Source organism: Streptomyces sp. NPDC060205, assembly GCF_042728395.1.
In the GTDB taxonomy this organism is placed as follows: Bacteria; Actinomycetota; Actinomycetes; order Streptomycetales; family Streptomycetaceae; genus Streptomyces.
Genome location: NZ_JBHWZP010000017.1, coordinates 14243 through 27603, shown reverse-complemented (window position 1 = coordinate 27603; position 13361 = coordinate 14243). Strand labels below are relative to the sequence as shown.

Genomic DNA, 13361 nt, shown 5'->3' with positions numbered 1-13361 from the left:
TTCGAGGAAACATCCCCAGCCCTCCGCAGATGAAGCAGTCGGCTTGAGATCTTAGGTGAACCGACTCCGGCGTCCGCGCAGCGTCAACTGGCTTGTCTACAGGGCGAGTACGGCTGTCGTGCCGTCCGCTCTGGGGTCCGTTGCCGCGTCGAGGTCTTCGTCGCGCAGGCGGGCCGTCTGGACGTGGCCCGCCTCGTCGTGCGGGCCCGCTGTCACGGACACATCCAGGCCGAGGCGGTGTGCGGTGGCGGTCAGCTGGTCGGTGTCCGGGGTGCCGGGTTCCAGGACGAGGGTGGGGTGCGGGCGGTTCAGGTCGCGGGAGCCGATGACCCAGCGGGGGCGGGCCAGTACGGCGTCCGGGGCCGGGGCGTCGAGCAGGTCCTCGGCGACCTGGGACAGGATCCATGCCTGGGCCCGGCCGCCCTGGCAGCCGAGGGCCACCACGCGTCCCGGGGCGGTGGCGAGTGCCGGGCACAGGGTGTGCGGAGGCCGGGCCCCGGGCCGCAGGGCCCCGGGGTGCGCCGGGTCGAGGCTGAACGCCGAGCCGCGGTTGTGGAGCACGATGCCGGTGGCCGGGTCGGCGATGCCGGATCCGAAGCTCTGGAACACGCTCTGGATCAGGGACACGGCGTTGCCCTCGTCGTCGACGGCGGTGACGGCGACCGTGTCTCCGGCCGGTCTGGGGCCGGCGGGCAGCGCCGTGACGTCCCGCTCCGCGCGCAGCAGCAGACCGTCGAGGTCCACCGTTCCCGAGCGGGGGTCGCCGAGCAGCGCGTCCCGGCTCAGTTCCGCCCGCCGGGCCGCCGTCAACGGGTCCGTCCCGTGTCCCAGTACGGCGAGGAGGGAAGCTCCCTGGCTCGGCGGCGGAGCCACCCACCACGTGACGCCGTTCGCGGTCGCGCTCAGCGGGGCGGTGTTCTCGGCCCGGTGGCCGGCGAAGTCCGTCGCGTCGAGGAGGCTGCCGCGTTCGCGCAGGCCGGCCACGAGGCGCCGGGCGGTCGGCCCGGTGTAGAAGTGCCGCCAGTCGTCGGAGAGTTCGCGCAGGGTCGCGGCGAGCGCCGGCTGGAGCAGGGTGGCTCCGACGGGCAGCGGGTCACCCGTCTTGTCCAGCAGCAGCGCCGAAAGGCCCGCGTCGGCCCGTACGACATCGAGGCGGTTGCGGATCGCCCGGGCCAGGCCCTCGCTGACCGGGACGCCGTCGTCGGCCAGGGCGACGGCCGGTGCGAGGCTCCGGGCGAGGGGCAGCCGTGCGCCGAGACGGGCGAGTTCCGCCCAGCCGGCGACCACTCCGGGGACCGTCACCGTGAGCGGGCCGCCGGGCGGCATCCGGTCCCCCGCCGCCCGCAGCCGTGCCGGGTCGGTGGCCGCCGCCGCGGCTCCGGCCGAGAGCACCGAGCGGACCGTGCCGCGTACGCCGTCGCGCACCAGGGCGACGAGGTCGCCGCCGATGGAGCACTGGTGCGGGTACGCCACCGTGAGTGCCGCCGCGGCGGCGAGCGCGGCATCGATCAGCCCGCCGCCCTCGGCGGTCACCTGGCGGGCCGCCTCGACGGCGGCGGGATGGGGCGCGGCGATCGCGATCGTGGCCACGGTCAGTCCCGGGTGGTGAGGATGGCGCGGGCGAAGGAACCGTCGGCGCCGACCAGCTTCGTGGGCAGGCAGGTCAGGTCGTAGGTGCCGCCGGGCACCTGGTCGAGGTCCGCGTTCTCCAGGATGAGGACACCGGCGCCCAGCAGGGAGTGGTGGACGTCCCAGGTGTCGGTGCGGTGGTGGCTCTCGATGGTCAGGTAGTCGATGCCGATGAGTTCGACGTCGTGCCCGATCAGCCAGTCGGCCGCCTTCGGGGACAGGCCCACCCACTGCGGGGCCCGCTCGGTCTCCTTGAGGGGGCCCGCGGAGTTGGAGGTCTTGAGGAGGATCCGGGTGTGCCCGGCCGCCCCGCCCTCCTCCAGGTGGTGCGGTTCGACGTCACCCTCGACATGGGTGAGGTCGATGACGAGAGCGGGTCCGACCAGCGAGTACAGGGACACCTCGTCGATGGGGGTGGCGCCGTCGCGGAAGTGGGCGGGGGCGTCCACGTGGGTGCCGGTGTGGGCGCCGAGCCGCCAGCGCGTGACGTTGGAGGCGTCGCCGTGGGAGAGGGACTCGACGACCTCGACCTCGGGCTTGCGTCCCCAGTGCAGCATCTCGGGGTGGATGGGCAGGGTGATGTCGTAGATCTTCACGCGGTGGCTCCTGGGTGCGGGACGGGGGCGGGGCCGTGGGTCGGGCCGGGGCGGTGGGCCGGGTCGGGCCACGGTTCGCCCACAGCGGCCGACACGGCCCGCGCGGTGGTGAGCAGGCAGCGGTCGAACTCCTCGCCGCCGTGCTTCGCGTCGGCGTCGCCCACGTCACGGCCCCAGACGCCGGTCTCGCTGACCTGGTCCATCCGGTAGTCCCAGAAGGAGTCCACGTCGATGTGCGAGGTGGCCTTGTCCATGTGCACGAGTTCGGGGTGGAGGTGGAGCATGACGGAGGTCTCGAAGAAGTTGGCGTGCATCAGCGCCCGGCCGTACCGGACGTGCCCGTTCACCTCGGGTCCGGGGTACATCGTCACGTACCCCAGGGCTCGTACCCGGGCGTCGCGGTGGCGCACGCGCAGTTTCTCGGCGGACACGTCGAGCGCGCCGTTGTTCCAGATGTGTCCGTTGAGCAGGATGAACTGCCGTACTCCGGACGCGTACAGGGAGTCGATGACGTCCTCGACGACGGCGATCATCGTCTCGGGGCGGAGCGCGACCGTGCCGCCGAAGTCGCCGTGGGAGGCGGAGACGCCGAAGCTGAGCGGGGGCACGACCGGGACACCGGTGAGCGCCGAGACGCCGTCGGCGACGGCACGGCAGATGAGGGTGTCGACGGCCAACGGCAGGTGCGGGCCGTGCTGTTCGGTGGCGCCGACGGGGATGATCACGGCGTTCCGCGCGGCGGCGGTGGTCTCCGCCTGTTGCCAGGTCAGCTCCTCCCAGCGCACGGGGGCTCCGGAGCCGCCGAGTTCGGCGGCGAGCGCGGGTACGTCCAGGCCGGTGGGGACGGGCTGTGTGTCGGGTCCTGGGACGGCTGGTGTCATGGTGCTTCCCTCTTCTTCGCGCTTTTCGCGGCCTCGCGGCCGGATGTGTGCGGGTGTGCCGCACGGCCGGTGGTCACCAGGCGCGCCGGCTCTTGTCGGGCAGCAAATCGAGGGCCCGTACCGGGACGACCTCGTTCTCCTCGACCGTGGTGATCCAGACCGTCGCGTCCGGGCTGTAGTCGCTGATCAGTTCCCGGCACACACCGCACGGCGCGATCACCCGGAACCGTCCGGCGGGCTTGATCTGGACGGAGACGACGGAGGTGACCTCCAGCGGCCGGTCGCCGGGGTACGCCCCGCGGGCCGCCCCCAGCGCGACGCCCTCGGCGCACAGGGAGCTGCGCCGGCAGGAGCCTTCGAGATGGACCCCGGTGTGCACGGCTCCGTCGGCCGTGCGTACGGCGGACGCCACCTCGTGCCGACCGTCGCGCCAGACCCGGGCCAGCAACTCCTGTGCCTGCGTGAGGAGTTCGGCGTCGGCGTCGCTCATGGACGCGGGTACGGTGACGCGGGCGACGCCGGTGGACGCCGTACCGGCGGGCGCGGCACTCACGCGGTGATCCCGAGCAGCCGGGCCATGTTGCCGCCCTCGACGAGCGCGCGGTCCTTGTCGTCCGGTATCGCCTTCGCGATCTTCATACGCTCCAGGTCGAAGTCGGAGCCGGGCCACTCGCTGCCCAGGAGGATCTTTTCAGGACCCAGCCGGGCGTACGCGCGCTTCACATCGCTCATCAGCGTCGCCGAGGTCTCCAGGTACACGTGCGGCTGGCGCTCGGCGACGATGATCGCCTCGGGGACGTTCCACACGGCGCCCATGTGGGCGATGATCGTGGGCACGCCGGGGTGGTCGCGGGCGATCTCCTCGATGGCCAGCGGGGCGCAGAAGGAGTCGTCCAGGGCGTTGACGAGGACCATGAGTCCGCGCCGGGCGCAGGCATCGAACAGCGGGTCGAGCAGGCCGTGGTCGGCGACGTGGTAGCCGTGCAGGCTGGGGTGGAGCTTGAGGCCCACCAGACCGGCGTCGGCCATGCGGTCGATCTCCTCGATGGCGTCGTCGGCCTGCGGGAGGACCTGACCGAAGCCGAAGAAGCGGTCGGGGTGGGCGGCGACCAGCGAGCTGATGAAGTCGTTCTCGATGCGCTGGGCGAGCGAGCAGACCATCGCCATGTCGACGCCGGCGGCGTCCATCCGGTCCAGGATGCGCCGCGGCTCGAACGGGGTGTACGGCGGCGGCGCTTCCCCCTTGCGGACGCCGGTGAGGTAGTCCGAGCGTCCCCGGACGTCCTGGGTGGTGTTGTACGCGTCGATGATCACGCGGGATCAGCCTTTCTGAACTGTGCTGGTGCTGGTGCTGGAGCCGGTGCCGGACACCAGAGGCAGGTGGCAGCGCACGGTGCGGCCGGGTGCGACGGTCCGCAGTTCCGGCATGCGGGTACGGCACATGTCCTCGGCGAAGGGGCAGCGGGTCTGGAACAGGCAGCCCTGCGGCGGGTTCGCGGGATCGGGCAGTTCGCCCTCCAGGACCCGTCGTTCGCGGCGTCCGCCGGGGCGCAGGGACGGCACCGAGGACAGCAGCGCCTCGGAGTAGGGGTGGGCGGGGCCGGCGAAGAAGTCGTCCCGGGACGCGACCTCGATGATCTGGCCCAGGTACATGACGGCCACGCGGTCGGCGATGTGCCGTACGACGCCCAGGTCGTGGGAGATGAACAGCATGGTCAGGCCGCGCTCGCGGACCATGTCCGACAGCAGGTTCAGCACCTGTGCCTGGATGGAGACGTCCAGTGCGGACACGGCCTCGTCCGCGACGACGAACTTCGGCGAGGAGGCCAGCGCCCGGGCGATGCCGATGCGCTGGCGCTGGCCGCCGGAGAACTCGTGCGGCTTGCGCCGGCCGGCCTCGGCGCCGAGTCCCACCCGGTCCAGCAACTCCCCCACGACGGGGCCGGCTTCGGCCCGGCTCGCGCCGCGCGCCCGCCGCAGCGGTTCGGCGACGATGTCGGCGATCCTGCGCCGGGGGTTGAGCGAGCCGAACGGGTCCTGGAACACCATCTGCAGGTCGGCCCGGGTGCGCCGCAGTCGCGTACCCCTGAGCCGGGTGATGTTCAGGCCGAGGAAGTCGATGGTGCCGGACGCCGGCTCGATCACCCGCAGCAGGGCGCGGCCCAGGGTGGACTTGCCGCAGCCCGACTCACCGACCAGGCCGAGCGTCTCGCCCTCCAGGATCTCCAGGTCGACGTCACGCAGTGCGCGCACCTTGCCGCCCGACCGGCCGCGGTACTCGACCCGCAGCTTCTCGGCCCGGATGAGCGGGGTCCCGGGCGGTGCCGGGGGTACCGGGTCGGAGACCGCGTCGGCCGAGGTCGGCGGTGTGGCCGGTGGTGAGGTCATGAGCGCCTCTTCTCGTTGCGTACCAGGTCCGCCGGATGCGCCGCTCCCACGGGATTCAACCCGTTCACTGGGTCCACCGTGTCCACCGGGCGGGCCACGTTCCCTGCCGCCGCCGTCGCCGTCGGCTGCGGGTCCGGTCCGGCATCGCGCGCCGTGCGGCGTACGGGTCCGGTCAGGACGCAGGCGTCGAGGTGGCCGGGCCCGCCGTGCCGGTGGCGCAGTTCGGGCTGCTCCGCGCACGCTTCGTGGGCGTGGGCGCACCGCGCGGCGAACGCGCATCCCGCAGGGCGGTCCACGCCGGTGAGCGGGCTGCCGGGAATGGCGGGCAGCCGGCCGGCGACCGGACCGTCGATCGGCGGCACCGAGCCCAACAGGCCGATGGTGTAGGGGTGCTGCGGATTGAACAGGACCTCGTCGCGTGAGCCCTGCTCGACGATGCGGCCGGCGTACATCACGGCCACGCGGTCGGCGACCTCGGCGACGACGCCCAGGTCGTGCGTGATCAGGAGGACGGCCGTGCCGTGGTCGGCACTGGCCTTCTGGAGCACGGAGAGGACCTGGGCCTGGATGGTCACGTCCAGTGCCGTGGTGGGTTCGTCGGCGATCAGGACGGCGGGGTCGTTGGCCAGACCCATGGCGATCATCACGCGCTGGCGCATGCCGCCCGACAACTGGTGCGGCAGGGCACGGGAGTTGGCGCGCGGGTTGGCGATGCCGACCTCGCCCAGCAGGTCCACGGCCCGGTCCATGGCCGTCGCGTACGGCATCCGGCGGTGGGCGCGCATCATCTCGGTGACCTGGGCGCCGACCCGGTGCAGCGGGTTGAGCGCGGCCAGGGCGTCCTGGAAGACGACGGCGATGTCCTTGCCCCGGATCGAGCGCAGTTCGCGCTCGGACGCCTCGGCGAGGTTCCGGCCGTCGAAGGCGACGTCGCCGCTGATGTGGGTGCGCGGGCCCCGGTTGAGTCCGACCAGGCTCATGGACAGCGCGGACTTGCCCGAGCCGGACTCGCCCACCAGGGCGAGGATCTCGCCCCGGTGGAGGGTCAGGTCCACGCCTGCGACGGCCGGGAGCCGGCCCGAGGGGACGTCGAACCCGACCCGCAGCCCGCGGACCTCCAGGACCACGGGCCGTTCCGCGGCCGGACTCTCCTGCCCGCGGACTCCGGCGGGCGCGGGCCCGTTCACGTTGTGCCGCTCACGGCCGTGGCCGCGGTGTGGATCAGGTCGGCCACCCGTCGCGGGTGCACGAGCGTCGTGTAGTGGCTGCCCGGTACGTGGTCGGTGACGGCCTCCATGCGGGCGGCCATGTCGCGCTGCGCGTCCGGGCGCAGGGTGCGGTCGTCGTCGGCGACCAGGTACCAGCTAGGCAGGGTGCGCCAGGCGGGCTTGCCGGTCGGCTGGGTGAAGATGAGGTTCTCCGCCTTGCGTCCCTCGGCCTCGACGACGGCACGCTGCGCGGGAGACAGGTCGGGGCCGATCTCGGCCCAGAACTCCTCGCTCGCCTCCGACTTCCACTCCCCGTTCGGGCCGCGCCGCATGTAGGCCGAGATCTCCGCGGGCTCGTACCGTTCGACGATGCCGTTGACGGTCTCGCCCTCGTCCGGTCCGAAGGCCGCGATGTAGACCAGGCCCCGGGCGGCCGGGTGGTGGCCGACGTTGGTGATGACCGCGCCGCCGTAGGAGTGGCCGACCAGCAGGACCGGTCCCGGCAGCTCCGCCACGGCGGCGGTGGTGTGCGCCACGTCCGCGTCGAGGGAGGTCAGGGGGTTGGTGACGGTGACCGTCCGGTGTCCCAGGGCGGCGAGCAGGGGCTCGACCTCCGACCAGGTGGTGGGGCGTCCGCCCGCTCCGTGGACCAGCACGATGTCCATGCGGCTCAGCCTTTCCGTATACGTGGATCGAGGATCATGTAGAGCACGTCCACCGCGTAGTTGACGAGGACGAAGAGCAGGGCGATGGCGAGCGCGGCTCCCTGGACGACGGGGTAGTCGCGCTGGAGCACGCCCTGGACCAGCAGCCGGCCCACCCCGCCGTAGGAGAAGACGGTCTCGGTGATCACGGACCCGCCGAGCAGGGACCCGAACTGCAGGCCGAGGACCGTGACGATGGGCAGCCATGAGTTGCGCAGGACATGGCGGCGGATCACCGCGGACTCGGCGAGCCCCTTCATCCGGGCGGTCCGGACGAAATCGTCGCCGAGGACGTCCAGGACGGAGGCGCGCACGATGCGGGTGATGTAGCCGGCCATGGACAGCGCCAGGGTGGTTGCGGGCAGGATCAGGTGCTGGATCCAGGGGCCGATCAGCTCGAAGCGGTTCTGCAGGATCGCGTCGAGGACCACGAAGTTGGTCGTGGGCCGGTAGTCGAGCGAACTGGGCAGCCGTCCCAGCACGGGCAGCCAGCGCAGCCACACGCCGAAGACGACGATGGCGATCACGCCGAGCGCGAACCACGGCAGGGAGAAGCTGACGGTCGCCACGGTCCTGGTCGTGGTGTCGATCCAGGTGCCCTTGCGCAGCGCGGCGATCACGCCGGTGACCACGCCCAGGAGCACGGCCACGGTCATCGCGGCGAGGGTCAGTTCGATGGTGCCGGGCAGGGCGTCGCCGAGCAGGCTCAGAACGCTGTTGGAGCCGAAGAACGACTCGCCGAAGCGCAGGTGCACCAGGTTGTCGAGGTAGGTGCCGTACTGGGTGAGCAGCGGCTGGTCGAGGCCGAGCGCCTCGCTGGCCCTGGCCTCGTTCTGCGCGATCTCGGCGGCCGTGAGGTTGGTTCCGCCGCCCGCGAGGGAGGCGGTGGGCGAGCCGGGCAGCAGGCGCATCGCGATGAACACCAGGGTCGCCAGGGCGAACAGGACGACCGGGATGCCCAGGAGCCTGCGGGCCATGGCCCGAAGGGTGTCGGCGCGCTCGGACCGGGGCCGGGCGGGGCGCCGCAGGCGCGGCAGCGGGACGGTGCTCATGCGGAGCCCTTCGGGTCGAGCGCGTCCCGCAGGTCGTCGCCCACGAAGTTGCAGGCCACGACGAACAGCAGGGTCAGGGCCGCCGGCAGCACCACCAGGCGGGGCGCGGAGTACAGGAATTCCTGTCCGGCCTGGACCATGTAGCCCCAGTCGGGGGTGGGCGGCTGGATGCCGAGGCCGAGGTAGGACAGGCCGGCGGCGAAGCCCGCCGCGACCGACAGGGTCATGACGACCTGGGCCACCAGCGGCCCGGCGATGTTGGGCAGGATCTCCTGCGCCAGGATGCGCGGGGTGCGGGTGCCTCCCAGGCGGGCGGCGACGACGTAGTCCCGGGCCGTCTCCCTGGCCGCGAGGGCCCGGGCCAGCCGTGCAAGACCGGGCGCGAGGGACACGCCGACGCCGATGACGAGGCTGGTGGTGCCCGGTCCGGCCGCGGCGACCAGCAGGATGACCAGGAGGATCGACGGGAACGCCAGGGCCAGGTCGACGGCGCGCATCAGCACCTGTTCGACGACGCCGCCCGCGTATCCGGCGAGCAGGCCGATGCCGGTGCCGAGCACGGCGGCCAGCGCCGTGGACGCGAACGCCACGAACAGCAGCGGCCTCGCCCCGTGCACCAGCCGGGCCAGTTCGTCCCGGCCCAGGTCGTCCGTGCCGAGGAGATGGCCGGGCGAGCCGAAGGGCAGCATCGCCGAAGAGGTCTGCCGGACCGGGTCGGCGGAGATCAGCAGCGGCCCGACGAGCGCGACGAGGACGATGGCGACCAGGAACACCCAGGACACCAGCGCGGGCCAGGAGGTGCCGATCCCGCGCTGCCGCAGCCTCGCCAGCCGGCCCGGACCGGCGGGGGCCGCCGTGGTGCCGCCGCCCGGGCCCGTGACGGCCCCCGCGTGGGCCCCCGCGTGGTCAGACACTGGCTTTCTCCATGAAGCAGCGGTGGTTTCCGAGGGCCGCGGTGTTGATGCCCTTCACCTTGGCTCCGCTGACGACCAGGTTGGTGGAGCAGGCCAGCATGGCGATCACCATGTACTCCTCCGCCCAGCGCCGCTGGATCTTCGAGTAGGCGGCGGTGCGCTTCTTGCCGACGGGGAGGTTCTTGGCCGTCAGCAGGTCCTCGGCCAGCGTGTCGACGCCGTCCAGCGTGTCCAGGCCGGTGATGGTGCTGCCGTAGAGACCGGCGGGGTTGGCCATGGCGCCGACCATGTTGTTCGGGTCGGGGACGTAGGAGTTGCGTTCCCAGATCATCAGGTCGTGGTGGTCGTCCTTGCCGTCGCTGAGGCGGCTGAAGTACGAGGCGGGGTCGACGGAGGTGGTCCTCACCTTGAAGCCGGCGTCCTCCAGGTTCTGCTTGACGATCTGCGCGGCCTTGGGGTGCCAGGAGTCGCTGGCCGCCATCAGCCCCAGTTCGCGGCCGACCGCTCCGGCCTCCTTGAGGAGTTTCTTCGCCTGAGTGAGGTTCTTGGTGCTGAGGTCGGCGAGGCCGGCGTCGTAACCGTCCTGGGCGGGCGGGACCGCGTAGCCGTCGGGCTCGCTGGCGACGCCGAAGAAGGCCTGCTGGACGATCGCCTTGCGGTCGATGGCCAGGTTGATGGCCTTGCGCACCTTCAGCTCGGGGATCCGCCGGGCGTCGATCATCAGGATCGCGTCGAAGCCCTCCTTGGTGTCGTGGACGGTGACCGACGGGTCCGACTTCAGCTGCGCGACGGCCGAGTAGGGCGTGAACTGGGTCGCGGACACGTCCCCGCTGAGCAGGGAGCTGACGATCGCCGAGGGGTCCTGCACCTGGCGCAGCACCAGACGGTCGATCGGCGGCCGGCCGAGCCGGAAGTCGTCGAACGCCTCAAGGGTGATGGACTGACCGGAGGTGGCCGAGGCGAACTTGAAGGGCCCGGTGCCGACGAGATGCTTGCCTATGGCGTCCCCGTACTTGTCGAGGGCGGCCTTGGAGATGATGCGGCCGCCGATGTCGGAGAGCTGGGCGAGGACGGTCCGGTCGGGCGCCTTGAGCACCAGCTTGACCGTGAGGTCGTCCTCGGCGGTCAGTGAGGCCACGTTGTTGCCGAGGGAGGCGAGCGGTCTGGACGCACCCTTCGGCAGGGTCTTGTTCTCGGGGTCGAACTGCCGGTTCAGGGTGGCCAGGACATCGGCCGAGGACAGCGTCGTACCGTCGTGGAACTTCACGCCGTCCCGGAGGGTGAAGGTGTACGTGAGCCGGTCGTCGGAGATCTTCCAGCTCTTGGCCAGGTCCGGCGTGGGTTCGTTGGACTCGAAGGAGATGAAGGTGAGACCGCGGCAGACGCAGTCCACCGCCATCCAGTCGCCCAGCGTCGTGTAGAAGGCGGGGTCGTTGACCGCGCTGGTGGAGTCGATCGCGAGGGTGAGGGTGCCGCCCTTGCCGGATCCGCCGCCGGACTCCCCGGACCCGTCGTCGGCCACCCCGCAGGCGGCGAGCAGCGGGGTCAGCCCGAAGCCCACTCCGACCCCGAGGACACTGGCGCCGCGCAGCACGGTCCGGCGGGCGACCTGCGGTTCGGCCGGGCGGGGTGCGGGCGTTCCCTGCGACTGATCCGGCATGAGGGCCTCCTTGGGGCGCCGTTCCTCTGAGAAATCCGAAGACTGTTGAGACTCTGAAAACTCTGGGGGAATGGATCTAATCTCGTACCGATTGGATCCAAAATCATCGTGTCCGGCTCGCGAGTCCGCGCCGTGTCCCGTGTGTTACGAGCACATGAAACCGGGATCTTGGGTGTTATCTGCCTATATCTCTTGATAGGCAGGTTCCAAGACAGGGTGTTCCCTGACCTGCTGTCAGGTCCCGCAGCAGTGGTCTGCGCCGGCCGACGGGTCGGGGATGTCCATGGCCGGGTTGCGGTCGAAGAAACCGTCGGGTTCGAAGACCAGCCGCACCCGGTCGACCGGCATGACGGGCCACTGCTCGGGCCGGGGGAAGTGATGGCTGCCCACGACCGGCCACAGCACCAGCTCGGCCCCGTCCAGCGAACGGTCCTTGCGCTGCCACACCTGTACGCCGTCCTCGCCGGGCTCCGCCTGGTTCGGGTACTGCCCGCCGACGTAGCTCTCGGCCGGGTCGGAGACCGTCGCCCACAGATGCTGGTGCACGAAGGGCGCCCGGCGGGCCATCACCGACTCGGGCCGCGCGAAGGGCCGGGTGGTGTTCGGCAGCAGCAGCCGGTACGCGGTCGGGTCCCCGTAGCGGTTCTGCCTCTCCGCGCTCTCCACCCGCCAGTGCCGGGACGTCGCCGGGTTGGTCCGGCGGGCGGCCTGCGACTCCGACAGCAGCGGGGTGCGGACCATACGGACCGCGTTGCCGTACGGGTCGTGCCGCGGGTCGTCCTCCGCCTGGGCGTTCTCCTCCACCAGACGGTTGAGCGGGCCGTCCACCGCGGCGTCCAGACGCAGCCCGAAGTAATGCTGGTGCGTGGGCGTCTGGACGTTGGGCGAGACCACCCGGCCGTGCCGCACCTCCTCACCCTCCTCGATGCCGGAGGCCGACAGCATGCCGGTCAGCTTGATCTCCAGCTCGATCCGGCCGTCCTGGTAGAGCGACCAGTAGAAGCCGTAGTCGTAGTTGGCCACCGTCTGGAAACTGGAGATGATCAGCCGCCGGGAACGGCGCACCTCGCTCACCCCGCGGCGCAGGTCGTTGTGCTTCCAGAGGATGCCGTCGTCCTCCTCGTGCATGCAGATCGCCTGCTCGATCTCCTCGGCGGCTCCGTTGCCCCCGAGGTAGGCCGCGTCGAAGTAGTGGATGACACCCAGGCAGTCGCAGCCCAGCGCGAGCGAGTTGGTCAGCGGGCCGGCGCCGTACTCGCCCCAGTCGAAGAAGTTCTTGCGGAACTGCGTGCTGCTCGGGTCGAGGTAGGGCACGTACATCTCGTTGCAGGCGGCCCGCTTGAGGACCGAGCGGCCCAGGAAGCCGAGGTCGTACAGGACCAGGCCCTCGCGATGGGTGAAGCCGACGCGGAACTCCCAGCCCTGCCAGCTGACCCGGTGTCCCTCGACGGTGAAGCTGGGCCCCTCGGGCTGCACCACCTCCAGCGGCTTCAGCCCCGCGCGGTCCGGGCCGAATCCGCCGGACGCCAGCGGCCCCGGTTCCCCGGAGACCGGCACGACGCCGTGGTCCTCGACCTCCAGCACCTCCATGGTCGCCATGTCGATGATCGGGATGACGCCCTGCACGGGGCGCACATAGGCGTTGTCGTCCTCCTGGACGCGGTGCCAGACCGAACCCCAGGTGATCCGGCGGTCCTTGTACTTCTCCGGCACGAAGCCGCCGATGGACTCCGCGTCGATCACCGTCAGCGACACGTCGTGGATGCCCCGCTTGGCCAGCGCCTCGCGGAACAGCGGGTTCGCCCGGCAGGCCTGGGCCGCCGCGCGCGCCTCCGTCGAGGTGATGCCGGGCCGCCGGATGTCCACCGGCCGCCACTCCAGACAGCGCGGCTCCGCGCCGAGCTGCACGTCGATCTCCCAGGCGCCGGGCAGATCGTGGTCCATCGCCACCAGGCCCACCCGCACCTCGCTCGCGGGCTGCCGGCCGGTCAGCACCTCGCGGGCGAAGGTCTCGTCCAGGACCGCGCCCCAGAACCTGGTCCGCTCACCGAGCCTGCCGTCGGCGCGCGCCACAGCGACGGCCGCGTCGATCTCCGCGGGAGACAGAGGGTCGAGGGGATGGGTCCGCGCACGCCGGGCATGGACACGGGTACTGACGCTTCCGGGGCCGGCGGTGCTTCCGTGGCCGCCGGCATTTCCGGGTGGGTTGTGCATGGTGTGCTCCGCTCATCTGCACGGATCGCAGGACGTGGATCCTGCGACCTTTAGAATGGATACATAAAGCTGTGAGGGACGGTCACCGCCGGCCCGCGCCGTTGCCTTCGCCCTC

At 71.6% G+C, this 13361-nt stretch carries 12 protein-coding genes; all 12 read right to left on the bottom strand.

Going from position 1 to position 13361, the window contains the following annotated elements; translation table 11 throughout:
• Positions 1 to 96 precede the first annotated feature (96 nt).
• Positions 97 to 1590, bottom strand: a complete 1494-nt coding sequence (locus tag ACFWGJ_RS05005) for a gamma-glutamyltransferase (RefSeq protein WP_387321098.1) — start codon at positions 1588 to 1590, stop codon at positions 97 to 99.
• A gap of 2 nt (positions 1591 to 1592) precedes the next feature.
• Positions 1593 to 2225 (bottom strand): cyclase family protein, encoded by a 633-nt coding sequence (locus tag ACFWGJ_RS05000; protein ID WP_387321096.1) that lies wholly within the window; start codon positions 2223 to 2225, stop codon positions 1593 to 1595.
• Complete coding sequence (locus ACFWGJ_RS04995; RefSeq protein WP_387321094.1) at positions 2222 to 3106, bottom strand: creatininase family protein; 885 nt, start codon at positions 3104 to 3106, stop codon at positions 2222 to 2224. Before ACFWGJ_RS04995 ends, ACFWGJ_RS05000 begins: the two co-directional genes overlap by 4 nt.
• A 73-nt stretch (positions 3107 to 3179) precedes the next feature.
• A complete protein-coding gene (locus ACFWGJ_RS04990) occupies positions 3180 to 3659 on the bottom strand; it encodes a cytidine deaminase (RefSeq protein WP_387321093.1) in 480 nt (159 codons plus the stop codon).
• A complete protein-coding gene (locus tag ACFWGJ_RS04985; RefSeq protein WP_387321092.1) occupies positions 3656 to 4420 on the bottom strand; it encodes an amidohydrolase family protein in 765 nt (254 codons plus the stop codon). Before ACFWGJ_RS04985 ends, ACFWGJ_RS04990 begins: the two co-directional genes overlap by 4 nt.
• A 6-nt stretch (positions 4421 to 4426) precedes the next feature.
• Positions 4427 to 5494: an ABC transporter ATP-binding protein gene (locus ACFWGJ_RS04980; protein WP_387321091.1), complete on the bottom strand. Its 1068-nt coding sequence runs from the start codon at positions 5492 to 5494 to the stop codon at positions 4427 to 4429.
• Positions 5491 to 6681: an ABC transporter ATP-binding protein gene (locus ACFWGJ_RS04975; RefSeq protein ID WP_387321090.1), complete on the bottom strand. Its 1191-nt coding sequence runs from the start codon at positions 6679 to 6681 to the stop codon at positions 5491 to 5493. Before ACFWGJ_RS04975 ends, ACFWGJ_RS04980 begins: the two co-directional genes overlap by 4 nt.
• Entirely contained in the window at positions 6678 to 7367 is a 690-nt protein-coding gene (locus tag ACFWGJ_RS04970) for an alpha/beta hydrolase (RefSeq protein ID WP_387321089.1), read from the bottom strand. The genes ACFWGJ_RS04975 and ACFWGJ_RS04970 overlap by 4 nt, the downstream gene beginning before the upstream one ends.
• A 5-nt stretch (positions 7368 to 7372) precedes the next feature.
• Positions 7373 to 8458: an ABC transporter permease gene (locus ACFWGJ_RS04965; RefSeq protein WP_387321088.1), complete on the bottom strand. Its 1086-nt coding sequence runs from the start codon at positions 8456 to 8458 to the stop codon at positions 7373 to 7375.
• Positions 8455 to 9372 (bottom strand): ABC transporter permease, encoded by a 918-nt coding sequence (locus tag ACFWGJ_RS04960; protein WP_387321087.1) that lies wholly within the window; start codon positions 9370 to 9372, stop codon positions 8455 to 8457. The genes ACFWGJ_RS04965 and ACFWGJ_RS04960 overlap by 4 nt, the downstream gene beginning before the upstream one ends.
• Positions 9365 to 11032 carry an ABC transporter substrate-binding protein gene (locus ACFWGJ_RS04955; RefSeq protein WP_387321085.1) on the bottom strand — a complete coding sequence of 556 codons (1668 nt, stop codon included), beginning with the start codon at positions 11030 to 11032 and terminating at the stop codon, positions 9365 to 9367. The genes ACFWGJ_RS04960 and ACFWGJ_RS04955 overlap by 8 nt, the downstream gene beginning before the upstream one ends.
• 234 nt (positions 11033 to 11266) lie before the next feature.
• Complete coding sequence (locus tag ACFWGJ_RS04950; RefSeq protein WP_387321083.1) at positions 11267 to 13246, bottom strand: primary-amine oxidase; 1980 nt, start codon at positions 13244 to 13246, stop codon at positions 11267 to 11269.
• Positions 13247 to 13361: the final 115 nt, after the last annotated feature.